Below are 23,269 nucleotides of genomic sequence, written 5' to 3'. Positions count from 1 at the left end.
CTCAGAATGATCACCACTCTGATGGTCGTCCTCGGCGCACTGCTCGCCACCCCGGCACACGCCCAGATCGCCGACACCGAGCTCACCCCGCTGGTTGATGCCCTCGCCCCCGGCAATTTCAAGGATCGCGAAGCCGCCATCGGCGCCCTCGTCGCCACTGGCGATCCCCGCGTCGTGCCAATTCTTCAAGTCCTGCTCGAAGGCGAACTCTACTTCGACGAAGCAACCGGCAAAGTGGTCTTCACCTCGGCCTCATCAGGCAAGGGCACAATTACCGACCCTGTGACCGCCGCGGAGCTTCCCGAGATCACCGAAGACGGTCTCGAAAAGGTCAAGGTCAATAACGGCCTCCGCCGCGTGCTGCGCACCGCCATCGGCCAGATGACCCTGCTGAGCGAAGACCCTGGCGTCCGCCTCTTTGCCGCCCAATCCATCCTGCGCGATGCCGATCCCGCCCAGCTCGAACTGCTCGACAGCGCCATATCAGCCGAGACCGACAGCAGCATCAGGCGCGTCATGGAACAGGCTCGCGCCGCCATTGTCCTCAAGACCCCCGACGCCGCCATCGAAGACTGGCAGGCCGCCATTCCCGTCGTCCAGGCCATCGGCGGCCGCGACGCGCTCAATACCCTGACGACCGCCCTCAACACCGCGCCGGAAGACGTCAAACCGCTGATCCAGACCGCCATCGATGGTCTCGCCCGTGATCGCGCCGTCTGGGATGTGGCGCAGAACATCTGGTTCGGCATCTCGCTGGGCTCGGTGCTCCTCCTGGCCGCCATTGGCCTCGCCATCACCTTCGGCGTCATGGGCGTCATCAACATGGCGCATGGCGAAATGGTCATGCTGGGCGCCTATACCACCTTCGTGGTGCAGGAGATCATCCGCCAGAACTACCCCGGCCTGTTCGACTGGTCGCTGGCCATCGCCCTGCCGCTGGCTTTCCTGTTCACCGGCCTTGTCGGCGTCGCCATCGAGCGCGGCATCATCCGCTTCCTTTATGGCCGGCCGCTGGAAACCCTCCTCGCCACCTGGGGCCTGTCGCTGATCATCCAGCAGGCCGTGCAGCGCATCTTCACCGCCAATATCCGCGAAGTGGGCAACCCCACCTGGATGTCCGGCTCCTTCGAATTGGGCGGCCTCGCCATCACCTGGAACCGCTTCTACATCGTCATCTTCGCGCTGATGGTCTTCGTTGCGCTCCTGTTGGTGCTCAAATACACCGCCATTGGCCTGCATATGCGCGCCGTCACCCAAAACCGTCGCATGGCCTCCGCCATGGGCATCCGCACGCCGCTGGTCGATGCCTTGACCTTCGGCCTGGGCTCCGGCATTGCCGGCCTGGCCGGCGTCGCGCTCAGCCAGATCGGCAACGTCTCGCCCAATCTGGGCCAGGGCTACATCATCGACAGCTTCATGGTCGTGGTCTTCGGCGGCGTCGGCAATCTCTGGGGCACGCTCGTCGGCGCGCTGACCCTGGGCATCGCCAACAAGTTCATCGAGCCCTATGCCGGCGCCGTGCTGGGCAAGATCATCATTCTCGTCCTCATCATCCTCTTCATCCAGCGCCGTCCCCGCGGCCTCTTCGCGCTCAAGGGACGCTCGATCGAAGCATGATCACCCAAGCCCTCTTCCGCGCGCTCGACAAGAAAGCCATCTGGATCGTCGCCATCCTGCTGGTCGTCGCCATCGCCGTGCCGATGTCCAATCTCCTGCTGCCCGAAGGCAATCCGTTCCGCCTGCCCAACTACGCCGTCCCGCTCTTCGGCAAATACCTCACCTTCGCCATGCTCGCCCTGGCGCTCGACCTGGTCTGGGGCTATTGCGGCATTCTCTCGCTTGGCCATGGCGCCTTCTTTGCCATCGGCGGCTATGCCATGGGCATGTATCTGATGCGCCAGATCGGTACGCGCGGCGTCTATGCCAATCCGATCCTGCCCGACTTCATGGTCTTCCTGAACTGGAAGGAACTGCCCTGGTACTGGTACGGCATGGACAATTTCTGGATCGCCATGCTGATGGTCGTCCTCGTCCCGGGCCTCCTCGCCTTCGTCTTCGGCTTCCTCGCCTTCCGCAGCCGCGTCACCGGGGTCTACCTCTCCATCATCACCCAGGCCATGACCTATGCCCTGCTGCTGGCCTTCTTCCGCAATGACATGGGTTTCGGCGGCAATAACGGCCTGACCGATTTCAAGGACATACTGGGCCAGCCCATCTCAGCCACCACAACCCGTGCCGCGCTGTTTGCCGCCTCGGCCATTGCGTTGGCGCTGGCGGTCCTTGCCTGCTCGATGATCGTCAATTCCAAGCTCGGCAAGGTCATGGTGGCTGTGCGCGATGCCGAAAGCCGCACCCGCTTCCTCGGCTACCGCGTCGAATATGTGAAGCTCTTTGCCTTCGTCGTCTCCGCCATCATCGCCGGCATTGCCGGGGCGCTCTATGTGCCCCAGGTCGGCATCATCAACCCCAGCGAATTCGACCCGGCCAATTCCATCGAGGTAGTGATCTGGACCGCCGTCGGCGGCCGCGGCACCATTATCGGGCCGATCATCGGCGGCATCCTGGTCAATGTTGGCAAGTCCTACTTCACCGGCGCCTTCCCCGAATACTGGCTCTTCGCCCTCGGCGCCCTCTTCGTGGTGACCACCCTGTTCCTGCCCAAGGGCATAGTCGGCCTCATCGGCCAGTATCGCGCCGCCACCACCCGGCGCGAACAGCACGATCGCGACGCGCCCACGCCTCAGCAGGTGGAAGCCGGTGTCGACCCTCAACCCAAGCCGGCGGAGTAAGCCATGTCCGAAGCCGCAGAGAAGCTTGGCACCATGCTCTATCTCGATGGCGTTTCGGTCGCCTTCGACGGGTTCAAGGCCATCAATAACCTCTCCATCATCGTCCACCCCGCCGAAATGCTCGCCATTATCGGCCCCAACGGCGCCGGCAAGACCACCATGATGGACATCATTACCGGCAAGACGCGGCCCGATGACGGCCAGGTGCTGTTCGATGGCCGCACCGACCTCACCAAGCTCGACGAGGCCGCCATCGCCAATCTGGGCATCGGCCGCAAGTTCCAGAAGCCCACGGTGTTTGAGTCCCACACCGTCTGGGACAACATCGAAATGGCGCTGAAGAAGCCGCGTGGCGTCTTTGCGGCCCTGTTCTACGTCGCCGACGACGCCGACATCGCCCGCATTACCGAAATTCTCGAGACCGTGCGCCTTATCGCCCGCAAGGACGACTATGCTGCCAATCTCAGCCACGGCCAGAAGCAGTGGCTCGAAATCGGAATGCTGCTCGCGCAGGATCCAAAACTCCTGCTGGTCGACGAGCCTGTCGCCGGCATGACCGACGCCGAAACCGTCGAAACCGCCAAACTGCTCAAGGACATCGCCAGGACCCGCTCCGTCGTCGTCGTCGAACACGACATGAGCTTCGTCCGCGAACTCGGCTCCCGCGTCACCTGCCTCGCCGAAGGCGCCGTTCTGGCCGAAGGCAGCCTCGATCAGGTCAGCGCCAATCCCGTCGTCATCGAGAGGTATCTTGGTCGATGAGCACCGCCCTCTCCATCAACGCCATCGACCTGCACTACGGCGCCGCGCAGGCGCTCAAATCCGTGTCGCTCGAATGCAAGCCCGGCCGCATCACGGCCGTGCTCGGCCGCAACGGCGTCGGCAAGTCCTCCACGCTCCGCGCCATCACCGGCATCAACAACATCACTGCCGGGGAAATCACCTTCGGCGACGAAGTCCTGCGCAAGGCACCGCCCTACAAGCGCGCCCGCATGGGCATCGGTTATGTGCCGCAGGGACGCGAGATTTTCCCCCTCCTCACGGTCAAGGAAAACCTCGAGACCGGCTATGCCGGCCTGCCGCGCGCCGACAAGAACATTCCGCCCTATATCTTCGAGCTCTTCCCCGTGCTGAAATCCATGTTGGGCCGGCGCGGCGGTGACCTCTCGGGGGGCCAGCAGCAACAGCTCGCCATCGGGCGTGCGCTGGTCACCCGACCCAAGGTCCTGGTGCTCGATGAACCCACCGAAGGCATTCAGCCTTCCATCATCAAGGATATCGGCCGCGCCCTGCAGTTCCTGCGCGACGAGAAGGGCATGACAATTCTGCTGGTCGAGCAATTCCTCGATTTCTGTCGCGAGATATCAGACGATATCTATGTCATGGATCGCGGCGAAATCCAGCATGCCGGCCCGGCCAGCGATCTCGATCTGCCAGAGGTTCGGCGTCATCTGATGGTCTAGACGACAAAACGCCCGGCAGATGCCGGGCGTTCAAATGTAGCAGTGGCCGGGTTATGGAGCCATGATGAAACCAGCTTCCGTGCAGGCTTCGAGGGTGATGAGGTCCATGTCAACCTCGCCGACCGCCGCCGTCTCCCCAGCGCCGCCAGCTTCTTCAGTGGCAGGAGCGTCGACATCGGTGGCCTCGACACCTTCAGCCTGGTTCTCGGCATTCTGGAGGTCTTCGCAATAGACCTTCACGCGTTCGGCATCTGCCGCGGTGAGCTGCTGCTCGCCGATCATCGTGGGAAGAGCGGCGTCCTGGGCGTAAACAACGCCACCGAAGCCAAGCGCGACGGAAAGAGCGGCGGCAGAAACAATAGCTTTGATGTGCATTTTAATAGCCTTCTGTAATGTCTCAAAAAAATGAGCACTTGCTCGCCTAGGAAACGCTGTCCCTTGACAATAGTTGCCCAAAATCTCGCCAAGACAGCCCTTCGCGCGCCCGAACCGGTGCTGCAGCGTGCCCGTGGAATTGGCCGGATTGGCACTCAGCAACGGGACGGCGCGACCCGGCTGTCCACGCTTTATCAGGATGGCTGCGCCAAGATTCGCCTGCCCAATACCCATACCCGGGCCCTCGAAGCGGTGCTCATTAACACCGCCGGGGGCCTGACCGGCGGCGACCATATGCAATGGTCGGCCGATCTGGCGCCCGGTGGCCACATGGTGCTGACCACCCAGGCCTGCGAGCGCGTCTATCGCTCCATTGGCGGCCCGGCCACGGTCGAAACCCGGCTCAATGTGGGCGCCGGCGCCCATCTCGATTGGCTGCCGCAGGAAACCATTCTCTTTGCGTCCAGCCAGCTCGATCGCCGCATCGAGGTCGATCTCGCCGAGGGGGCCAGTCTCACTGCCATCGAGGCCATCCTGCTCGGCCGCGACGCCATGGGCGAAATGGCACTGGATGCCCGCTTGCGCGATAACTGGCGGGTCCGCCGCTCGGGCCGCCTGCTCCACGCCGAAGCCACGAGGCTGGGTGGCACGCCCGAGGAACGCGACGGCCTGTCGCTCCTGTCGGGGCGCCGCGCCTTTGCCTCGGTGCTGCACATCGCCCCGTCCGCCGATCAATGCGCCGCCACCCTGGCCCGCCTGCGCGCCCTCCTGCCCCAGGATGGGCGCATCGCGGCGAGCGCCAATGGCGAGCGCCTGGTCATACGCGCCCTGGCGCAAACCGGGCTTGCCTTGCGGCGGCTCATCGTTCCAATTCTATCCGAACTATCGGGGGCCGGTTCGCTGCCCCGCCTCTGGCATCTCTAGGATCGACCATGAACCTCACTCCGCGCGAAAAAGACAAACTGCTGATCTCGATGGCGGCCATCGTCGCCCGCAAGCGCCTTGAGCGCGGCGTCAAGCTCAACCACCCCGAAGCCATCGCGCTGATCACCGATTTCGTGGTCGAAGGCGCGCGCGACGGGCGCCCTGTTGCCGAGCTCATGGAAGCGGGCGCCCATGTCATCAGCCGCGCCCAGGTCATGGACGGTATCGCCGAGATGATCCACGACGTGCAGGTCGAAGCCACCTTCCCCGACGGCACCAAGCTCGTCACCGTTCACCAGCCCATCCGGTAGGTACCACCATGATCCCAGGCGAAATCATCCCCAAATCCGGCGACATCGAACTCAATGCCGGCGCCAGCCAGATCGTGCTGGAGGTCGCCAATACCGGCGATCGCCCGATCCAGGTCGGCTCGCACTATCACTTCTTCGAGGCCAATGCGGGCCTGAGCTTCGATCGCGAACGGGCCCGCGGCATGCGGCTCGACATCGCTGCCGGCACCGCCGTTCGCTTCGAACCCGGCCAGGCGCGCGAAGTCCGGCTGATCCCATTGGGCGGCGACCGTGTGGTCTTTGGTTTCCGCCAGCAAGTCATGGGCGCACTGGACTAGTGGCCCGCTAAAAGTGCAAACGGGGGCAACGGAAATTCTCCCGCATTGGAACCAACATGACTCCTGAAGCCGAAACCATCCTGCTCAACAAGATCACCCAGGTGATGCGCGACCTGCATGAGCATGGCACCGAGGACGGGGAGGCCATGTTCATGCTCGGGGCCGGGGCCGACCACGTCTGCAAGACCGGGCAAGCACCAACCTGGGCCGCATTGAAGTCCAGGCTGAGCGACACCGAGACCCTCGGCCTGCTGGCCCAGATCGACGTCGAAGGCCAGGCTGCCGTCGCCAAGGACCAGGTCAAGCAGGCCTATGCGCTGCAGATCCTGGGCCTGTCCGTTGCCGCCATCGGCGCCCAAAGCCCGCAAATCCGCACTGCCGCCGGCCTGATGGACGACCTTATCGCCACAGCTCTCGGCAACTACCGCAAGCACGCCTCGAAAGGGGCAACTCCACTCAACTAGCCGGAGGCACCATGCCCGCCCGTATTTCCCGCGCCACCTATGCCGACATGTACGGCCCCACCACCGGCGATCGGGTCCGGTTGGCCGACACCGAGCTGTTCATCGAGGTGGAGAAGGATTTCACCACCTATGGCGAGGAGGTGAAATTCGGCGGCGGCAAGGTGATCCGTGACGGCATGGGCCAGTCCCAGCGCACCCGCGCCGAGGGCGCGGTGGATACGGTCATCACCAATGCGCTCGTGGTCGATCATACCGGCATCTACAAGGCCGATATCGGCCTCAAAGACGGCAGGATCGCCGCCATCGGCAAGGCGGGCAATCCCGATACCCAGCCCGGCGTCACCATCATCATCGGCCCCTCCACCGAGATCATTGCCGGCGAAGGTCGTATCCTCACGGCCGGCGGCATGGACGCCCATATCCATTTCATCGCGCCCCAGCAGATCGAGGAAGCGCTGATGAGCGGCGTCACCACCATGCTTGGCGGCGGCACCGGCCCCGCTCATGGCACGCTGGCCACCACCTGCACCGGCGCCTGGCACATCCAGCGCATGATCGAGAGTTTTGATGCCTTCCCGATGAACCTGGCCTTGGCCGGCAAGGGCAATGCCTCCCGCCCCGCCCCCCTGGTCGAGATGATCCTGGCCGGCGCCTCCTGCCTCAAGCTGCATGAGGACTGGGGCACCACCCCTGCAGCCATCGACAACTGCCTGTCCGTCGCCGACGATTACGACGTGCAGGTGATGATCCATACCGACACGCTCAACGAATCCGGCTTTGTCGAAGACACCATCGGCGCCTTCAAGGGCCGCACCATCCACGCTTTCCACACCGAAGGCGCCGGCGGCGGCCATGCCCCCGACATCCTCAAGGTCGCGGGCCTCCCCAACGTCATCCCCTCCTCGACCAATCCGACGCGCCCCTACACGACCAACACCATCGCCGAGCATCTCGACATGCTGATGGTGTGCCACCACCTGTCGCCCTCGATCCCCGAAGATGTCGCCTTTGCCGAAAGCCGCATCCGCAAGGAGACCATCGCCGCCGAGGACATCCTGCACGATATGGGTGCGCTCTCAATCATCTCCTCCGACAGTCAGGCCATGGGCCGCGTCGGCGAAGTGCTGATCCGCACCTGGCAGACCGCCGACAAGATGAAGCGCCAGCGTGGTCGCCTCGCCCAGGAAACCGGCGACAACGACAATTTCCGGGTCAAGCGCTACATCGCCAAATACACCATCAACCCGGCTATCGCCCATGGCATGAGCCAGCACATCGGCTCCATCGAGGTCGGCAAGCGCGCCGACCTGGTGCTGTGGAGCCCCGCCTTCTTCGGCGTGAAGCCCGAAATGGTCCTGCTGGGCGGCTCCATCGCTGCCGCACCCATGGGCGATCCCAACGCCTCCATCCCGACGCCCCAGCCGATGCACTATCGGCCCATGTTCGCCTCTTTCGGCAAGCTGCTGACCAATTCCTCTGTCACCTTCATCTCGCAGGCCGCCTATGACGATGGCCTGCGCAACAAGCTGGGCGTCGACAAGCAGCTGCTGCCGGTCACCAACACCCGCGGCGGCATCGGCAAGGCGGCGATGATCCACAATTCGGCGACCCCGGCTATCGATGTCGACCCCGAGACCTACGAGGTCCACGCCGACGGCGAACTGCTCACCTGCGAACCCGCCACCACCCTCCCCATGGCCCAGCGCTACTTCCTGTTCTAGCCCAAATGTTCATGCTATGTTCCACCCCGAGTCGGGAGGAACATTTCATGCGCGATATCAACAATGCCGTCTGTCTCGTCACCGGCGCCAGCCGCGGCATCGGTCGCGGCATCGCGCTGGCGCTGCTGGCCGAAGGCGCGCGCGTGCATGTCACCGCACGCACACTCACCGACGCGCAGGCCGCGGCCCACCCCCAGCTCGAGGGCTCGCTCGACAGCCTCGTCGCCGAAGCACAATCCCTCCCCGGCGCGCTGACCGTCCATGTCTGCGACCATGCCGACGATATCCAGACCGAGCGCGCCGTCGCCGAGACCATCGCCGCCGACGGTCCCATTGATATTCTCGTCAACAATGCCTGGCCGGGCTACGAGAACATGGCTGAGGGCGACGATTTCACCTGGCCGCGCCCCTTCTGGGAGCAACCGATGTGGCGCTGGCATGCCATGATCGACGTCGCCGTGCGCGCCGCCTTCGTTGCGGCCCGCGCTGCCGCCCCCGCCATGGTCGCCCGCGGGTCCGGCCTCATCGTCAACATCTCGTTCTGGGCCGCCCAGCGCTATGACGGCAACGCCATCTACGGCATCGCCAAGGCCGCCGCCGACAAGATGGCCGCCGACTTCGCGCATGACCTGCGCCCGCATAACGTTGCCGCCATTGCGCTCTATCCGGGCCTCGTCCGCACGGAAGCGGTCATGCGCAACGCCCAGTATTTCGATCTAGGCAATTCCGAATCGCCGCAATTCATCGGCCGCGTCATATCCGGCCTCTGGCGCGACGCGAGCCTCATGGAAAAATCCGGCCGCGTCCATGTCGCTGCGGCCCTGGCGCAGGACTGCGACCTCGCCGACATCGACGGCAAACGTCCTGTCCCGGCAACACTTTAGCCTCTGGACAGACGGTCACGCCGGGAGCACGCTGGCTGCCTAGCGTCACACAGGGGCTACCCATGCTCTACATTTTTGCGATTCTCATTGGCGTCGTCGCCGGTCTGCGTGCCTTCACACCCATCGCCGCCATTTCGTGGGCCGCCTGGCTCGGCTGGATCGATCTCAGCGCCACGCCCCTCGCCTTCCTCGGCAACATCATCGCCGTCATCATCCTCAGCCTGGTCGCCATCGCCGAACTGGTGGGCGACCAACTGCCCACCGCGCCCAGCCGCAAGGTACGGATGCAGTTCGGTGCGCGCGTCGTCATGGGCGCGGTCGCCGGCGCATTATTGATGCCGGCAAGTTGGATCACCGGCGCCGTCCTTGGCGCCCTTGGCGCCGTGATCGGTACGCTGGGCGGGGCTGCGGCCCGTGCCCGCCTCGCCAGCGCGTTCGGTCGCGATCTACCGGCCGCACTTGTCGAAGACGCCGTGGCCATCGGCGCCGCCCTGCTGATCGTCTACCTCGCCTGATCGCCATGGTGGCGCCGCGCCGATTGCGCTAGGCTCCCCACATCAGGGAGCTCAGCGTGATCTACGTCGTCGCCACCTTCCGCATCCGACCGGGCGCGCTCGAGCCGTTTGTGGAGGCCGCCTATGCGCTGATTGATGCAGCCCGGCGGGAATCTGGCTGCATCTATTATGATCTCCATGCCAGCGTCACCGATCCCGACCGGCTGATGGGCTTAGAGCGGTGGAACGATCGCGAGACCCTCGACCGCCACCTGGCATCGCCCCACCTGGCGACATTCAACGCCGCCATTCTGGACTTCGTACTGTCATCCAAGGTCGAGATCATTCACCCCGATCATGTCGATACGCGCTGACCCAATTCCGCCGCGCATCGATAGCAGCATGGCGTAGCAACCCCGGAGGTCCCATGACGCAGCCCCTCTTCATCGCTCTTCTCGCCACAGCCCTGCTCGCCGCCGTCCCCACGCAGGCCGTCGAAACGTCCATCGAACTCGAACTGGCCACGGACTCCGATTTCGAACGCCGCGAAATCCTCTACGACTGCTCGGCGGGCGAGCCGTTCAGCGTCACCTACATCAACGCCGCGCCCAATTTCCTGGCGCTGGTGCCCATCGCCGAAGAGCCCGAACCCCTGGTCTTCGCGGCCGTCATAGCTGCCTCCGGCGTCCGCTACGTCTCCGGCCAATGGGCCTGGTGGACCAAGGGCGCCGATGCCAGCCTCTATGACATCACTCTTGGCGAAGATGCCGAACCCGTGCTCACCTGCTCGGAAATGACCAACACGCCCTAGGACCGCCATGGACCCCGCCGACATCCACGAGCTCTTCCCCCATGTCCGCATCGTCATGGGCATGATTGTCGGCCTGGGCATTACCCGCCTGCTGATGACGGTGGCCGGGTTGATCCAGCACCCGCACCGCTCGCGCGTGTCGACGCTTCACCTGCTGTGGATCGGCTCCATCCTGGTGGAACTCGTGCTGTTCTGGTGGTGGCAGTTCGCGCTGTTCCGGCTGGAATACTGGACCTTCGGGGTCACGCTGTTCCTCATCCTCTATGCGGTCACCCTGTTCCTGCTCGCCGCCCTGCTCTCCCCCGACAGCGTCGCTGAATATGACGGCTACGAGGATTTCTTCCTCAAGCGCCGCGGCTGGTTCTTCGGCCTCTTCGCTGCCACCTTCGTCCTCGACACCGTCGATACGCTCATCAAGGGCGAGGCCTACTGGAACCGTTTCGGCCTGGAATATTTCATCCAAGTGCCGCTCGGCCTGATCCTGTGCGCCATCGCCATCCGCTCGACCGACCGGCGCGTCCACCTGACGGCGGTGCTGCTGCATATCGCCTATCAGGCCTATTGGATCAGCCGGTTCTTCTATACGGTGACCTGACCCGATCACGGACCTACCCAGAGCCAATGCTGCGCGTCGTTTCCCTTCTTCCGCCCGATCACGGGCAGGGCATTCCCTTCGATCTGGTCACCCTCGAACACGATGAGCGCCGCCTGCGCCGCAAGCTCCTGCGCCTCGTGCATGGCGATGAGGTCATGGTGGATTTCCCCCAGACCATCACCCTCGAACATGGCAGCGCCCTGCAGCTCGAAGATGGGCGGCTGGTGGAAGTCATCGCCGCCGAAGAACTGCTCTATGAGGTCCGCGGGCGCGACCCCGCCCATCTGGTCCGCCTCGCCTGGCATATCGGCAATCGCCACACCTCGGCCCAGCTCGAAGCTGACCGCATCCTCATCAAGCGCGACCACGTGCTCAAGACCATGCTGGCCGGCCTTGGCGCCACGGTGACCGACATCTCCGAGCCGTTCTTCGCCGAACACGGCGCCTATCACAGCCATGCCGATCACGGCCACGCTCTGCTGGCCCGATGACCACCAGTGCCGATCTGCAAAAGCTCCTGACCTGGCTGTCGCCCGCCTTCCCGGTCGGCGCCTTCGCCTGGTCGGCCGGGCTCGAATCCGCCATTGCATCAGGCACGGTACATGATCGCGCCACCACCCAGGCCTGGATAGAGGGCGTGCTGACCCATGGCAGCCTGCGCACCGACGCCATCCTGTTGGCGCATGCTCACGCCGCTGGCGATGATGCGACGGTCCTGCGCGATCTCGCCGACCTCTGCCTCGCCCTCACCCCTGCCCGCGAGCGGCACGAGGAAACCACCATCACCGGCGCCGCCTTTGCCACCGCCCTCCGCGCCTGGCCGACGCCAGTCCTTGCCAACCTGCCCACTCCCTCCCCTTACCCCATCGCCGTCGGCGCCGTCGCCGCCGGTCACGGCATTGCTCTCGACGCCACGCTGCTGGCCTGGCTCACGGCAAGCGTTCACAGCCAGGTCTCCGTGGCAGTCCGCCTCGTGCCCATTGGCCAGTCCGATGGCCTGGCCATCATGGCCACGCTGGAGCCGGCCATAGCCTCCATGGCCGAGCTGTGCCAGCATGCCGCACTCGATGATATTGGCGCGGTGGCCTATGCCGCCGATATTGCCCAGATGTCCCACGAAACCCTGACCACGAGAATATTCCGCTCATGAGCATGCTGATCGCGGCCCTGATGTTCGTCATCCTGCTGGCCGTCTCGACCGCCCATTTCCTCTGGTCCATCGGTCGCACCTGGCCCATCCGCTCCGAAAAGCTGCTTGCCCAGACCGTGGTCGGCTTCGAAGGCATCGAGCGCATGCCGCCCCGCCTCGCCTCTTTCGCGGTGGCGGTGGCGACACTCGCCGCTGGCATCATCGCCCTGGCCCTCGCCGATCACGACAGCGGCGGCCTGACACTGAGCCTGATCGGCCTGCCGCTGGCCGCGGTGTTCCTGGCGCGTGGCATTGTCGGCTATACCGCGTGGTGGGCCGCAAAGACCCCCGAACCCAATTTCCGGCTCAATGACGCCAGGGTCTATTCGCCGCTCTGCCTGTTCCTGGGGCTGGGCTTTGTCGCACTCGTCATCCTGAGGTTGCTATGAAATCGCTCAACGGACCCTTGCGGATCGGTATTGGCGGCCCCGTTGGTTCGGGCAAGACCACGCTCTGCGAAATGCTGCTCAAGGCGATGCGTGACCGCTATTCGATGGCCGTCGTCACCAACGATATTTATACGCGCGAGGACGCCCTCATCCTCGCCCGCGTCCAGGCTATCTCCGAAGATCGCATTGTCGGCGTCGAGACCGGCGGCTGCCCGCACACCGCCATCCGCGAGGACGCCTCGCTGAATCTCGCCGCCATCGACGATCTCGTCAGAAAGTTCCCCGATCTCGACATCATCCTGATCGAAAGTGGCGGCGACAACCTGGCGGCCACCTTCTCCCCCGATCTGGCCGATCTCACCATCTACGTGATCTCCGTCGCCCAGGGCGAGAAGATCCCGCGCAAGGGTGGCCCCGCCATCTCGCGCTCGGACCTGCTGGTCATCACCCACACCGACCTCGCCCCCTATGTCGGCGCCAGCCTCGAGGTCATGGAAAGCGACACCCAGAAAGTGCGCGAAGGCCGCCCCTATATCTTCACCGACCTGCTGCGCCGCGAAAGCCTCGATGAGATCATCGCCTATATCGAGCGCGCAGGCGGCTTCGTCGACAGCCAGGCGGCCGAATAGAGATGGGCTACATCCTGCGGATGCGCCGGCATCTGGATGGCGAGCTTCCGCCAGCCACCTGGCCCGTCGGTGCACTTCCGTCCGCGCTCCCGCATGTCGAGCCGCAGGCGCTCCACGCAATTCTCACCGACGCCTATGGCAACGGCTTCGGCTCCGTACCCGCCTTCGCCGATTGGTGGTCCGCGGTAGCCAGTGATGCGGAATTCGACCCCGCACTGGTCTTCATTGCGGTCGATACCAGTGGCTCGGCGATTGGTCTCGCCTTGTGCTGGAATACCGGCTTCATCAAGGACATTGCCGTCATTCCCGCCTGGCGCGGCAAGGGCGTGGCCGATGCCCTCCTGCAACAGGCATTTCAGGCCTTCCAGGCCCGCGGCCTGCCATATGTCGATCTCAAGGTCGTCGCCGTAAACGCCCCGGCAATCGGCCTCTATCGCCGCGCCGGCATGGTCGAAGCACCCCTCTGACGCCGCAGACGCTATGTGTCATCCGCGCGCCAGCGTCCTAGCTGACCATCACCACATGGCTCACCAGTTGGCCCGCACTATAGTGGTGGATCAACAGCCCGGGCGGATCGCTGATACCGCTCTCGCGACCGTCGATACGCAGCCGGTTCGCCCGCGCCACCGATGGCGCCATCGTCGCGGATCGATTGGCAAAGCGGGTGAACATCGGGCGATGCACATGTCCGCAGGTCAGCGCGATCACCTCGTCATGGGCTTCCTCGATCACCCGGGCGAGTTCGTCCCCACCGAGGCAGATATTGCGGTCCTTGCCGTCGATCCCGCAAGGAAACGGATGCTGGTGCTGGAAGATCAGCGCCGGCGGCCCGCCGGAATTGAGCTCGCTTGCCAGCCAGTCCAGCACCGGCCGCGCGTCGCCATGATGCGCCCCGGCCACCGTGACATCGAGGCCGATCACCCGCAGCGCGTCTCCGGCCAGCCGGGCACTCACATTGAGCGGCCGTTCTTGTGTCCACCCGAAGCGGTCGCCGAACGCCGCCAGCATCAGACGATGGTCGTCCACATTGCCGGGCACCACGAAGAACGGTGCATCAAGACTCTCCAGCCGCTCGCGAACCTCACGATAGCTTCGCTGGTGCTCCGCCTCCGCCAGGTCGCCGCTGACAACAAGCGCGTCCGGCCGCATCGGTCGCAGCCAGTCCAGCACGCGATCCAGCCGCTGTAGCACTTCCGCGCTGCCTTCGGCGTGAATGTCGCTGAGCTGCGCGATTATCATGGGCGGACGAGCGCCACGACCGAACGCGGCGACAGCGTCGCGGTACCCTCGGAAACAGCGACGCTGGTGGTGTTATCCGACAAGATCCCCACCTGCCAGCCACCCTCGGGCAGCCGCGCCACCACCGGTTCGCTGCGGCGGTTGAACCACACGAGGACTTCGTCATCCTTGTGCCGAAGGTGCATGCCCAGCGTCGATGCGCCCGAATAGCCCCAGTCGCCCTCATTCATCTCGCGTCCATCCGGATGCAGCCAGACGACGTCACGCACGCCGTTCTTGTCCTGCCCGCTCAGGAAATGGTCATGCGTCAGCGTGACATGCGCCTTGCGAAACTTGCTCAGCGCGGCGACGAAATCGACCATGTCGCCATCGGCACTTTCCCAGTCCAGCCAGGTGATCTCGTTGTCCTGGGCATAGGCATTGTTATTGCCCTGCTGGGTGCGGAACATCTCGTCGCCCTGCTGCAGCAGCGGCACCCCGCGTGACAGGAACAGCGTAGCCAGCAGAGCGCGCACATCGCGCTTGCGCGCGGCATTGATGGCCTCGTCGTCGGTCTCGCCCTCGACGCCGCAATTCCACGAAGCATTGTGGTTGTGGCCGTCGCGATTGTTCTCGCCATTCGCCTGGTTGTGCTTGTCGTGATAGCTCACCAGGTCCCGCAGGGTGAAGCCGTCATGCACGGCCAGCATGTTGACGCCGTGGCTCGGCTTGCGGCCGGCGAAATTGAAGATTTCCGCCGAACCGGCGACCTTGCCGGCCAGCGCGCCGATCTTGCCATCCTCGCCGCGCCAGAACTCGCGGATGTCGTCGCGGAACGTGTCGTTGTGTTCCTTGAACTCCTTGCCGAACTGCCCCAGCGCATAGCCGCCCGGGCCCGGATCCCATGGCTCGGCCACCAGGATGCACTGCTTGAGCACCGGATCGGCCTTGATCTTCTGCAGCATCTCGGCATTCGGATTGAACCCGGGATCGCGCCCCAGCACCGTCGCCAGGTCGAAGCGGAAGCCGGAAACGCCCATTTCCTCGACCCAATAGCGCAGGCTGTCGATCACCAGCCGCTGCGTCGCCGGATGGTCGCAGCGCAGGGTATTGCCGGTGCCGGCATCGTTGACCAGGTGCTGCCTGCCGTCGACTTCCACGAACCGGTAATAGGTCCTGGCATCCAGCCCCATCAGGCTCAGCATCGGCCCATTGGCGTCGCCTTCGCCGGTGTGGTTATAGACCACGTCCAGGATCACCGAGATGCCGTTCTTGCGATAGAGATCGGTCATGTGGCGCAGTTCATGCGGCCCGCGCGGCGCCAGCCGCGGATCAACCGCCGAATAGACTACCGGGTTGTAGCCCCAGGCATTGGTCAGCCCAAGCTGCGGCAGGTGGCCCTCGTCGATCCACGCCGCCGTCGGCATCAACTGCAGCGTATCGACCCCGATATATTTGAGGTGGTCGATCACCCGCTGCGTCGTCAGCGCCGCGATGGTGCCGCGCAACGGCCCCTGCACGCTGGGGTGGCGCATGGTGTAGCCGCGCACGTTCATCTCGTAGAACATGCTCGGCGCCTTCTTGCGCGGCAGGATGTTCTCGCCGCTATTGCTGACCACGATCGCCTTGGGCACCAGCGGCGCCGTATCGACCGCCTCGGCCCGATCCAGCCGCAGCCGCGGCGAGCGCACGAACACCCGGTCGAGCCGCTTGGCATAGGGATCGACCAGCAGCTTCATCGGGTCGAAGAAATAGCCCTGGTCCGGATCATAGGGACCGTCGGCCCGCAACCCATAGCGAGCCCCGGCCGCCAGCCCGGCAATCAGCCCGGCGTGGATATGATCCTGGTGCACGTCCAGCTCGAACCGGTCCGTCTCCTGGTCCTGCTCATCGAAAACCGACACCCAGATCTTGGTGGCGCTCTCCGAATAGACGGCAAAGTTGACACCCACCTCGGTCACCGTGGCGCCCAGATGGGTAATACTGCCCCCGTTGGGGACCAGCATGGGTTTCATTGGTCTTCCGATGCTAGGTGATGACGCTGGGCTCTTGGCGCCCGGTGCGCTGCTTGATTCCAGTGAGTTCGTCTGCCACTCCGATGAGGGAATCAAGGGCGGATTGGGTTTCAAGATCATGTCGTCCATCGGCAGCCTCGTAGCGCTCAAGATAGAGACGCAACGTGGCGCCGACCGTGCCGGTTCCGCTCAGCCGGACAACGATCCGGGAGCCGTCGGTGAAGCCGATCCTGATGCCCTGCTTGGCGCTGGTCGAACCATCTACCGGGTCGTGGTAGGTAAAGTCGTCCGCATAGGCAACCTGCAGGTCATCGCCAAGATTTCTGCCGGCAAGCTTGGGCAATTCTGCCCGCAGATCGTCGACCAGCTTGTTGGCAATGGCAGCGTCGACCTCTTCATAATCGTGCCGCGTATAATAGTTGCGCCCATAGGTCGCCCAGTGCTCGCGCACGATCTGGTCGACGCTCTGCTTGCGCACGGCGATGATGTTGAGCCACAGCAGCACAGCCCACAGCCCGTCCTTCTCGCGCACATGGCTGGAGCCCGTTCCCGCGCTTTCCTCGCCGCAAATCGTCACCCGGCCGGCATCGAGCAGGTTGCCGAAAAACTTCCAACCCGTTGGCGTTTCATGCATTTCGATGCCGAGCTTCTCCGCCACCCGGTCGGCTGCCGCGCTTGTCGGCATCGACCGCGCAATGCCCGCTATGCCCGCCTTGTACCCCGGCGCCAGATGCGCATTGGCCGCCAGCAGGGCCAGCGAGTCCGATGGTGTCACGAACCGGTTCTTGCCGATGATCAGGTTGCGATCCCCGTCGCCATCCGAAGCCGCGCCGAAATCGGGGCCTTCGGGCGTCATCAGTAGGTCATGCATGTCCTTGCAATAGACCAGGTTCGGATCGGGATGTCCGTCATTGAACGATGGCGACGGCGTGCCGTTGATGACGGTGCCCTTGGGCGCGCCAAGAATTTCCTCAAGGATTTTATGGGCATAGGGTCCGGTCACCGCCGACATCGCGTCGAACGTCATGCGGAAACCCGAGGCGAACATGGCTTTGATCGCCGGGAAATCGAACAGCGTTTCCATCAGCGCAGCATAGTCGGCGACCGGGTCGATCACCTCCACCACCATCCCGCCGACCGTCTGCGTGCCGATGGTATTGAGGTCGATATCCCCCGCGTCGATGCTCTTGTAGCTATCGATCACCTTGGTGCGGGCATAGACCGCGTCGGTGATCTTCTCGGGCGCCGGCCCGCCATTGGAAATGTTGTACTTGATGCCGAAATCGCCCTCCGGCCCGCCCGGATTGTGGCTCGCCGACAGCACCAGGCCACCAAACGCCTTGTAGTGGCGGATGACATGGCTGGCCGCCGGCGTCGACAACAGGCCACCCTGCCCCACCAGCACCTTGCCAAAGCCGTTGGCCGCGGCGATGCGGATCGCCTTTTGGATGGCGACATCATTGTAGAAGCGCCCATCGCCGCCGATCACCAGCGTCTGGCCCTCGAAACCCTCGAGGCTATCGAAGATCGCCTGGATGTAGTTCTCGACATAATTGGGCTGCTGATAGACGGTCACGCGCTTGCGCAGGCCCGACGTGCCCGGTTTCTGGTCGCCATAGGGCGTGGTCTTAATGGTCAGGATCGTCATTGGTCATCAGCCCGGTAATGGTGGCATAGAGGTCGGCATAGCGCGCGGCGCTCGTGTCCCAGGACACGTCCGATTTCATTCCCCGCCGTTGGATCTTCTTCCAGAGTTTCTCGTCATGGTAGAGGCGCACCGTCTTGCGCAGCGCCTCGTAGAGCGCATGAGCGCTGTTTGGGTCGAACACCACACCCGTCGCCACCTCTGCGGAGATTGCCGCCGGATTGGCGTCGATCACCGTGTCGGCGAGGCCCCCGATCCGGCTGACCACCGGCACGCAGCCATAGCGCAAGCCATAGAGCTGCGTCAGTCCACACGGCTCGAAGCGCGAGGGGATGACGATGGCGTCGCAGCCGCCCTGCATCAGGTGGCTCAGCGCCTCGTTATAGCCATTGGCAATGGCAACCTTGCCGGGGTGACGCGCCGTCATGTGGCGGAACCCATCCTCGAGATAGGCTTCGCCGGAGCCCAGCACCACCAGCCGCCCGCCAAGGTCCACCAGCCCGTCCGTCGCCTGCAGCAGCAGGTCCATGCCCTTCTGGTCGGTCAGCCGGCTGATCACGCAAAACAGCGGTCCATCCAATCCGTCGAGCCCGAATTTCTCGGCCACGGCCTTCTTGTTGACCTGCCGCATATGGATCGTGTTGGCGGAATAGGTCTGCGCCAGCGCCGCATCCTTGCTCGGGTCCCAGGCATCGGTGTCGATGCCGTTGAGAATGCCGACAACCGTGTCGGCCCGGCCGTTCAACAGTCCTTCGAGACCCAGGCCGAATTCCGGCGTGCGGATTTCGTCGGCATAGTTGGGGCTGACCGTGGTGACATAGTCGGCGCATTCCATCCCCGACTTCAGGTAGGAAATGCCGCCGTAATATTCGACGCCGCCCACCCCGAAGGCGTGCGGCGGCAGCCGCAGCTGGCCGAAGATCTCGGGGCCGAAGAACCCCTTGAACGCCATGTTGTGGATGGTCATCACAGTCTTGACCGTGCTGATCGGCGCATACTTGATATAGGCCGGCGCCAGCCCCGACTGCCAGTCGTGGCAATGGATGACCTGGGGGTGATAGCCCTCGACCATGCCCATGCCCAGTTCCGCCGCCACCCAGCTCAGGGCTGCAAAGCGCTTCCAGTTGTCCGGCCAGTCCCAGCCGTCCGGACCGACATAGGGATTGCCGGGCCGGTCATAGAGCGCCGGGGCCTCGATGACGATGACATCGAGCCCCGCGACCCGCGCAGCGATCAGCTTGGCAGGCACACCGAACAGGTCGTCGAGCTCCTTGACCACTCGTCCGCCGCTGAGCTTGCTCATGACGGAAGGGTAACCCGGCACCAGCGTTCGCATGGTAACGCCGCGGCTGCCGAGAGCGCCCGGCAGGGCGCCCGCGACATCAGCCAGCCCGCCCGTCTTGATCAGCGGGTAGACCTCGGAGGCAACCGAGAGAACTTCGATCATCGGCCCGCCAGATACTTGTTGATCATGTGCTGGGTGATCAGGGTCACGCCCTCGTCGGTGCGGCGGAACCACTTGGCGTCGAATTCGGGGTCCTCGCCCACCACCAGCCCTTCCGGAATGTTGACGCCGCGGTCGATCACCACTTTCTTGAGCCGCGCATTGCGCCCGATATCGCAATAGGGCAGCACCACCGCCTCCTCGAGCACCGAGTAGGAATGGACGCGCGACCCCGTTGACAGCAGCGTCCTTTGCAGATGCCCGCCCGAGATGATGCAGTCGCCCGACACCAGCGAATTGACGGCAGAGCCTCGGCGGCCGTCGAAATCATGCACGAACTTGGCCGGCGGCGTGATCTCGGCATAGGTCCAGATCGGCCAGTCGCGGTCATAGAGATCGAGCTGCGGTTCGATATCGGTCAGGTCGATCGAAGCCTTCCAATAGGCGTCGATGGTGCCGACGTCCCGCCAATAGGCCACGTCTTCCTTGGATGAGCGCACGCAGGACCGGGTGAAACGGTGCGCCCAGGCCGTGCCGTTCTTGACGATATAGGGAATGATGTCCTTGCCGAAATCGCGGCTCGAGCCCTCCGTGGCCGCGTCGCGGCGCAGCTGTTCCATCAGGAACCGCGTCTCGAACACATAGATGCCCATGCTGGCCAGCGCCGTGTCCGGCCTGTCCGGGATTGCCGGCGGGTCTTTCGGCTTTTCGACGAAATCGACCACCCGGTCGCGCCCGTCCACATGCATCACGCCGAAGCCGGTGGCCTCCATGCGCGGCACTTCCAGGCACCCGATGGTCACGTCGGCGCCCGTATCCACATGCTGCCGGAGCATGATTTCGTAGTCCATCTTGTAGATGTGGTCGCCGGCCAGGATCACGATATAGCGGGCGCCGTAATCCTCGATGATGTCCATGTTCTGGTACACCGCGTCGGCGGTGCCGGCATACCACATGTCCTCGGCTACCCGCTGGCTGGCCGGCAGCACGTCGAAGCTCTCGTTGCGCTCGGGGCGCAGGAAGTTCCAGCCGCGCGACAGGTGGCGGATCAGGCTGTGCGCCTGGTATTGCGTCGCCACCGAAATACGGCGGATGCCCGAATTGATCGCATTGGACAACGCGAAATCGATGATGCGCGACTTGCCGCCAAAATACACCGCCGGCTTGGCGCGCCGGTCGGTCAGTTCCATCAGGCGCGTGCCGCGCCCACCGGCCAGCACATAGGCCATGGCCTCGCGGGCCAGCGGCGATGGTGTCCTGTAGTCTGCCATTCTTCTAACCCTCCACTATGCCCGTTTGCCGGGACTATCTCACTTCTGCCGGTCAGGCCGGCTCGAACTTCAGGAACAGCGTCGATAGCGGCGGCAGGTAAACCTCCGCTTCCGCCGGCCAGTGCTGGCCCTCGACCGCATAGGCCTTCACCACACCCTGGTTCCCGGTGTTCGACCCGGAATACCAGCCCGCATCGGTATTGATGCGCTCCACCCAGTTGCCGGCGATCGGCATGGGTATCTTGTAGCCGGCACGTGGCACTGGCGTGAAATTGCTGACCACCAGCACCGGGTCGCTGCCGGGTGTCTTGCGCAGCCAGGCAAACACCGAATTGGCGTGATCGTTGCCGATCACCCACTCGAAACCGTCCGGCTCGCAATCGCGCTCATGCAGCGCCGGCAATTGCCGATAGGCCAGGTTGAGGTCGGCGATCAGCCGCCGCATGCCCTCATGCATGCCCGCATCGAGCAGGTACCAGTCGAGCGATTTGGCTTCCGCCCACTCTTCGCGCTGCGCGAATTCCTGCCCCATGAACAGCAGCTTCTTGCCCGGGAAACCCCACATGAACGCGTAGTAGGCGCGCAGGTTGGCGAATTGCTGCCAGTCATCGCCCGGCATCTTGGCCAGCAGCGAGCCCTTGCCATGCACCACTTCGTCATGGCTCAGCGGCAGCACGAAATTCTCGCTGAACGCATAGATGGCGGCGAAGGTCATGTCGTTATGGTGGAACTTGCGATGCACCGGCTCGCGGCTCATGAAGCGCAGGGTGTCGTTCATGAAGCCCATGTTCCACTTGAAGCCAAAGCCCAATCCGCCCGAATGGGCGGGGTGGCTGACGCCGGGCCAGGACGTGGATTCCTCGGCAATCATGAAGGTGCCCGGATGCAGCCGATAGGCCTCCGAATTCACCCGACGCAGGAATTCCACCGCCTCCAGGTTCTGGTTGCCCCCGAACTTGTTGGGCACCCACTGCCCCTGCTGGCGCGAATAATCGAGATAAAGCATCGAGGCGACGGCATCGACGCGCAGTCCGTCGATATGGAACTTCTCCAGCCAGTAGAGCGCATTGTTGACGAGGAAACTCACCACCTCGCGCCGGCCGAAATTGTAGATCGCCGTGTTCCAGTCCGGATGGTAGCCCTGCCGCGGATCGGCATGCTCGTAGAGCGCCGTGCCGTCGAAATGCGCCAGGCCATGTGCATCGGTGGGAAAATGCGCCGGCACCCAGTCGAGGATCACGCCCAGCCCCGCCTCATGCGCCGCATTGACGAAGCGGGCAAACGCAGCCGGGTCGCCGTGGCGGGAGGTTGGCGCGTAAAGCCCCGTCGGCTGATAGCCCCAGCTCGGATCGAACGGATGCTCAGTGATCGGCAACAGCTCGATATGGGTGTAGCCCATGTCGGCCACATAGGGCACCAACTGCTCCGCCAACTGGTCGTAGGACAGGAATCCGCCATCCGGCCGGCGCCGCCAGCTGCCCAGATGCACCTCGTAGGTCGACATCGGCGTACGCCGCCAGTCGCGGGTTGCCCGCTCCTCGATATACTTGCCGTCAGTCCAGGTGAACTCGGTCGGATCAGGCACCACCGAGGCAGTCCGGGGGCGCAATTCGGATTGCCGCGCAAACGGGTCGGCCTTGAGCGGCTGCACCACGCCATCGGGCCCGACAATTTCATACTTGTAGAGCGTCCCGGTGCCGAGCACGGGAATGAACACTTCCCAGATGCCGTTCTCAAAACGCTTGCGCATCGGATGGCGGCGGCCGTCCCATTCGTTGAACAGCCCGACCACGCTCACGCGCTGAGCGTTGGGCGCCCAAACGGCAAAATGGGTGCCGTGGATGCCCTCGAATTCCATCTCATGCGCGCCAAGCTTGTCGAACAGCCGCAGGTGATTGCCTTCGCCGATATAGTAGTCGTCCATCGGCCCCAGCACGGGCCCGAAGGAATAGGGATCATAGACGTCCCACTCTCCGCCCGCATTCTTGGCGCGGTAGCGAACCGGTTGGCGTTTTTCGATGGAGACCTTGCCCTCGAAGAAACCGCCAGCATGCCGAGGGATCAGGTGGCCCAGCGCCACGCCGTCCAGCGCATAGGCCGACACCATTTCGGCATGCGGGATGAACGCCCGCAGCACCCATTGCCCGTTGATCTCATGCAGCCCCAGAAATGCAAACGGGTTGTGATGGCGACCGGCAACGATCGCTTCCACTTCCCGTGCATCGGCTTGCCAGTCTTCTTTGGTCACACGCACGCTCCCCCGACGAAAACGCCCGCCTTCCGGCTGCGCTTCCTGAACCATAAAACAGCAGCCGGCCCGA

General features: G+C 64.1%; 26 protein-coding genes. 19 read left to right on the top strand and 7 right to left on the bottom strand.

Annotated elements, in window-relative coordinates; genetic code table 11:
• Window positions 1–21: 21 nt before the first annotated feature.
• From urtB to urtE, 4 genes are read left to right on the top strand one after another with little or no spacing between them, the layout of a single operon-like run.
• Window positions 22–1,617, top strand: a complete 1,596-nt coding sequence (urtB, locus tag IH615_RS14320) for an urea ABC transporter permease subunit UrtB (protein ID WP_291362695.1) — start codon at window positions 22–24, stop codon at window positions 1,615–1,617.
• Window positions 1,614–2,789 (top strand): urea ABC transporter permease subunit UrtC, encoded by a 1,176-nt coding sequence (gene urtC / locus IH615_RS14315; RefSeq protein ID WP_291362666.1) that lies wholly within the window; start codon window positions 1,614–1,616, stop codon window positions 2,787–2,789. Before urtB ends, urtC begins: the two co-directional genes overlap by 4 nt.
• Before the next feature lie 3 nt (window positions 2,790–2,792).
• The gene (gene urtD / locus IH615_RS14310) at window positions 2,793–3,551 is read left to right on the top strand and encodes an urea ABC transporter ATP-binding protein UrtD (RefSeq protein WP_291362664.1); all 759 of its coding nucleotides are present in this window, start codon (window positions 2,793–2,795) and stop codon (window positions 3,549–3,551) included.
• Window positions 3,548–4,252 (top strand): urea ABC transporter ATP-binding subunit UrtE, encoded by a 705-nt coding sequence (gene urtE / locus IH615_RS14305; protein WP_291362662.1) that lies wholly within the window; start codon window positions 3,548–3,550, stop codon window positions 4,250–4,252. The genes urtD and urtE overlap by 4 nt, the downstream gene beginning before the upstream one ends.
• Window positions 4,253–4,303: 51 nt before the next feature.
• Here the strand turns inward: urtE and IH615_RS14300 are convergent, their stop codons facing one another.
• A complete protein-coding gene (locus tag IH615_RS14300; protein ID WP_291362660.1) occupies window positions 4,304–4,627 on the bottom strand; it encodes a hypothetical protein in 324 nt (107 codons plus the stop codon).
• Between the two features lie 63 nt (window positions 4,628–4,690).
• Here IH615_RS14300 and IH615_RS14295 point away from each other — a divergent pair, with 63 nt between their 5' ends.
• From IH615_RS14295 to IH615_RS14225, 15 genes are all read left to right on the top strand, one after another.
• On the top strand, window positions 4,691–5,551 hold the full coding sequence (locus tag IH615_RS14295; RefSeq protein WP_291362658.1) for an urease accessory protein UreD: 861 nt from the start codon (window positions 4,691–4,693) through the stop codon (window positions 5,549–5,551).
• An 8-nt stretch (window positions 5,552–5,559) separates the two neighbouring features.
• On the top strand, window positions 5,560–5,862 hold the full coding sequence (locus IH615_RS14290) for an urease subunit gamma (protein ID WP_291362656.1): 303 nt from the start codon (window positions 5,560–5,562) through the stop codon (window positions 5,860–5,862).
• An 8-nt stretch (window positions 5,863–5,870) separates the two neighbouring features.
• On the top strand, window positions 5,871–6,179 hold the full coding sequence (locus tag IH615_RS14285; protein ID WP_291362654.1) for an urease subunit beta: 309 nt from the start codon (window positions 5,871–5,873) through the stop codon (window positions 6,177–6,179).
• A gap of 56 nt (window positions 6,180–6,235) precedes the next feature.
• The gene (locus tag IH615_RS14280; RefSeq protein WP_291362652.1) at window positions 6,236–6,643 is read left to right on the top strand and encodes a hypothetical protein; all 408 of its coding nucleotides are present in this window, start codon (window positions 6,236–6,238) and stop codon (window positions 6,641–6,643) included.
• A gap of 11 nt (window positions 6,644–6,654) precedes the next feature.
• Window positions 6,655–8,364 (top strand): urease subunit alpha, encoded by a 1,710-nt coding sequence (gene ureC, locus IH615_RS14275; RefSeq protein WP_291362651.1) that lies wholly within the window; start codon window positions 6,655–6,657, stop codon window positions 8,362–8,364.
• A gap of 47 nt (window positions 8,365–8,411) precedes the next feature.
• Window positions 8,412–9,248: an SDR family NAD(P)-dependent oxidoreductase gene (locus tag IH615_RS14270; protein WP_291362650.1), complete on the top strand. Its 837-nt coding sequence runs from the start codon at window positions 8,412–8,414 to the stop codon at window positions 9,246–9,248.
• 62 nt (window positions 9,249–9,310) lie between these two features.
• Window positions 9,311–9,763 carry a DUF4126 family protein gene (locus tag IH615_RS14265; protein ID WP_291362648.1) on the top strand — a complete coding sequence of 151 codons (453 nt, stop codon included), beginning with the start codon at window positions 9,311–9,313 and terminating at the stop codon, window positions 9,761–9,763.
• Between the two features lie 56 nt (window positions 9,764–9,819).
• Window positions 9,820–10,116, top strand: coding sequence for a putative quinol monooxygenase (locus IH615_RS14260; RefSeq protein ID WP_291362646.1), 297 nt, complete (start codon window positions 9,820–9,822; stop codon window positions 10,114–10,116).
• Window positions 10,117–10,169: 53 nt separating this feature from the next.
• The gene (locus tag IH615_RS14255) at window positions 10,170–10,553 is read left to right on the top strand and encodes an MliC family protein (protein ID WP_291362644.1); all 384 of its coding nucleotides are present in this window, start codon (window positions 10,170–10,172) and stop codon (window positions 10,551–10,553) included.
• A gap of 7 nt (window positions 10,554–10,560) precedes the next feature.
• Window positions 10,561–11,148: a hypothetical protein gene (locus IH615_RS14250; RefSeq protein ID WP_291362643.1), complete on the top strand. Its 588-nt coding sequence runs from the start codon at window positions 10,561–10,563 to the stop codon at window positions 11,146–11,148.
• Window positions 11,149–11,174: 26 nt separating this feature from the next.
• Complete coding sequence (locus IH615_RS14245) at window positions 11,175–11,639, top strand: urease accessory protein UreE (protein ID WP_291362642.1); 465 nt, start codon at window positions 11,175–11,177, stop codon at window positions 11,637–11,639.
• Complete coding sequence (locus tag IH615_RS14240) at window positions 11,636–12,298, top strand: urease accessory UreF family protein (RefSeq protein ID WP_291362640.1); 663 nt, start codon at window positions 11,636–11,638, stop codon at window positions 12,296–12,298. The genes IH615_RS14245 and IH615_RS14240 overlap by 4 nt, the downstream gene beginning before the upstream one ends.
• Window positions 12,295–12,726, top strand: a complete 432-nt coding sequence (locus IH615_RS14235; protein ID WP_291362638.1) for a DUF3995 domain-containing protein — start codon at window positions 12,295–12,297, stop codon at window positions 12,724–12,726. The genes IH615_RS14240 and IH615_RS14235 overlap by 4 nt, the downstream gene beginning before the upstream one ends.
• Complete coding sequence (gene ureG, locus IH615_RS14230; RefSeq protein WP_291362636.1) at window positions 12,723–13,355, top strand: urease accessory protein UreG; 633 nt, start codon at window positions 12,723–12,725, stop codon at window positions 13,353–13,355. Before IH615_RS14235 ends, ureG begins: the two co-directional genes overlap by 4 nt.
• Before the next feature lie 2 nt (window positions 13,356–13,357).
• On the top strand, window positions 13,358–13,822 hold the full coding sequence (locus tag IH615_RS14225) for a GNAT family N-acetyltransferase (RefSeq protein ID WP_291362634.1): 465 nt from the start codon (window positions 13,358–13,360) through the stop codon (window positions 13,820–13,822).
• A 37-nt stretch (window positions 13,823–13,859) separates the two neighbouring features.
• On the opposite strand, the gene IH615_RS14220 is transcribed toward IH615_RS14225, so the two are convergent.
• From IH615_RS14220 to glgB, 6 genes are read right to left on the bottom strand one after another with little or no spacing between them, the layout of a single operon-like run.
• Window positions 13,860–14,594: a metallophosphoesterase gene (locus tag IH615_RS14220; RefSeq protein WP_291362632.1), complete on the bottom strand. Its 735-nt coding sequence runs from the start codon at window positions 14,592–14,594 to the stop codon at window positions 13,860–13,862.
• Window positions 14,591–16,588, bottom strand: a complete 1,998-nt coding sequence (glgX, locus tag IH615_RS14215) for a glycogen debranching protein GlgX (RefSeq protein ID WP_291362630.1) — start codon at window positions 16,586–16,588, stop codon at window positions 14,591–14,593. Before glgX ends, IH615_RS14220 begins: the two co-directional genes overlap by 4 nt.
• 13 nt (window positions 16,589–16,601) lie before the next feature.
• Window positions 16,602–18,236, bottom strand: coding sequence for an alpha-D-glucose phosphate-specific phosphoglucomutase (locus IH615_RS14210; RefSeq protein WP_291362628.1), 1,635 nt, complete (start codon window positions 18,234–18,236; stop codon window positions 16,602–16,604).
• Entirely contained in the window at window positions 18,217–19,677 is a 1,461-nt protein-coding gene (gene glgA, locus IH615_RS14205) for a glycogen synthase GlgA (RefSeq protein WP_291362693.1), read from the bottom strand. Before glgA ends, IH615_RS14210 begins: the two co-directional genes overlap by 20 nt.
• The gene (gene glgC / locus IH615_RS14200) at window positions 19,677–20,948 is read right to left on the bottom strand and encodes a glucose-1-phosphate adenylyltransferase (RefSeq protein WP_291362626.1); all 1,272 of its coding nucleotides are present in this window, start codon (window positions 20,946–20,948) and stop codon (window positions 19,677–19,679) included. The genes glgA and glgC overlap by 1 nt, the downstream gene beginning before the upstream one ends.
• Window positions 20,949–21,000: 52 nt before the next feature.
• Window positions 21,001–23,196 carry a 1,4-alpha-glucan branching protein GlgB gene (glgB, locus tag IH615_RS14195; protein WP_291362624.1) on the bottom strand — a complete coding sequence of 732 codons (2,196 nt, stop codon included), beginning with the start codon at window positions 23,194–23,196 and terminating at the stop codon, window positions 21,001–21,003.
• Window positions 23,197–23,269: the final 73 nt, after the last annotated feature.

It is taken from the genome of Devosia sp. (genome assembly GCF_014860165.1).
In the GTDB taxonomy this organism is placed as follows: Bacteria; Pseudomonadota; Alphaproteobacteria; order Rhizobiales; family Devosiaceae; genus Devosia.
The sequence above is the reverse complement of the archived record's forward strand: the minus strand, read 5'-3'. Positions and strand labels throughout refer to the sequence as shown.

Excerpts from the sequence above, each read along its gene's own strand:
- urtB (WP_291362695.1), top strand. The coding sequence starts at position 22 with ATGGTCGTCCTCGGCGCACTGCTCGCCACCCCGGCACACGCCCAGATC.
- urtC (WP_291362666.1), top strand. The coding sequence starts at position 1,614 with ATGATCACCCAAGCCCTCTTCCGCGCGCTCGACAAGAAAGCCATCTGG.
- urtD (WP_291362664.1), top strand. The coding sequence starts at position 2,793 with ATGTCCGAAGCCGCAGAGAAGCTTGGCACCATGCTCTATCTCGATGGC.
- urtE (WP_291362662.1), top strand. The coding sequence starts at position 3,548 with ATGAGCACCGCCCTCTCCATCAACGCCATCGACCTGCACTACGGCGCC.
- IH615_RS14300 (WP_291362660.1), bottom strand. The coding sequence starts at position 4,627 with ATGCACATCAAAGCTATTGTTTCTGCCGCCGCTCTTTCCGTCGCGCTT.
- IH615_RS14290 (WP_291362656.1), top strand. The coding sequence starts at position 5,560 with ATGAACCTCACTCCGCGCGAAAAAGACAAACTGCTGATCTCGATGGCG.
- IH615_RS14285 (WP_291362654.1), top strand. The coding sequence starts at position 5,871 with ATGATCCCAGGCGAAATCATCCCCAAATCCGGCGACATCGAACTCAAT.
- IH615_RS14280 (WP_291362652.1), top strand. The coding sequence starts at position 6,236 with ATGACTCCTGAAGCCGAAACCATCCTGCTCAACAAGATCACCCAGGTG.
- ureC (WP_291362651.1), top strand. The coding sequence starts at position 6,655 with ATGCCCGCCCGTATTTCCCGCGCCACCTATGCCGACATGTACGGCCCC.
- IH615_RS14270 (WP_291362650.1), top strand. The coding sequence starts at position 8,412 with ATGCGCGATATCAACAATGCCGTCTGTCTCGTCACCGGCGCCAGCCGC.
- IH615_RS14265 (WP_291362648.1), top strand. The coding sequence starts at position 9,311 with ATGCTCTACATTTTTGCGATTCTCATTGGCGTCGTCGCCGGTCTGCGT.
- IH615_RS14255 (WP_291362644.1), top strand. The coding sequence starts at position 10,170 with ATGACGCAGCCCCTCTTCATCGCTCTTCTCGCCACAGCCCTGCTCGCC.
- IH615_RS14250 (WP_291362643.1), top strand. The coding sequence starts at position 10,561 with ATGGACCCCGCCGACATCCACGAGCTCTTCCCCCATGTCCGCATCGTC.
- IH615_RS14245 (WP_291362642.1), top strand. The coding sequence starts at position 11,175 with ATGCTGCGCGTCGTTTCCCTTCTTCCGCCCGATCACGGGCAGGGCATT.
- IH615_RS14240 (WP_291362640.1), top strand. The coding sequence starts at position 11,636 with ATGACCACCAGTGCCGATCTGCAAAAGCTCCTGACCTGGCTGTCGCCC.
- IH615_RS14235 (WP_291362638.1), top strand. The coding sequence starts at position 12,295 with ATGAGCATGCTGATCGCGGCCCTGATGTTCGTCATCCTGCTGGCCGTC.
- ureG (WP_291362636.1), top strand. The coding sequence starts at position 12,723 with ATGAAATCGCTCAACGGACCCTTGCGGATCGGTATTGGCGGCCCCGTT.
- IH615_RS14225 (WP_291362634.1), top strand. The coding sequence starts at position 13,358 with ATGGGCTACATCCTGCGGATGCGCCGGCATCTGGATGGCGAGCTTCCG.
- IH615_RS14220 (WP_291362632.1), bottom strand. The coding sequence starts at position 14,594 with ATGATAATCGCGCAGCTCAGCGACATTCACGCCGAAGGCAGCGCGGAA.
- glgX (WP_291362630.1), bottom strand. The coding sequence starts at position 16,588 with ATGAAACCCATGCTGGTCCCCAACGGGGGCAGTATTACCCATCTGGGC.
- IH615_RS14210 (WP_291362628.1), bottom strand. The coding sequence starts at position 18,236 with ATGACGATCCTGACCATTAAGACCACGCCCTATGGCGACCAGAAACCG.
- glgC (WP_291362626.1), bottom strand. The coding sequence starts at position 20,948 with ATGGCAGACTACAGGACACCATCGCCGCTGGCCCGCGAGGCCATGGCC.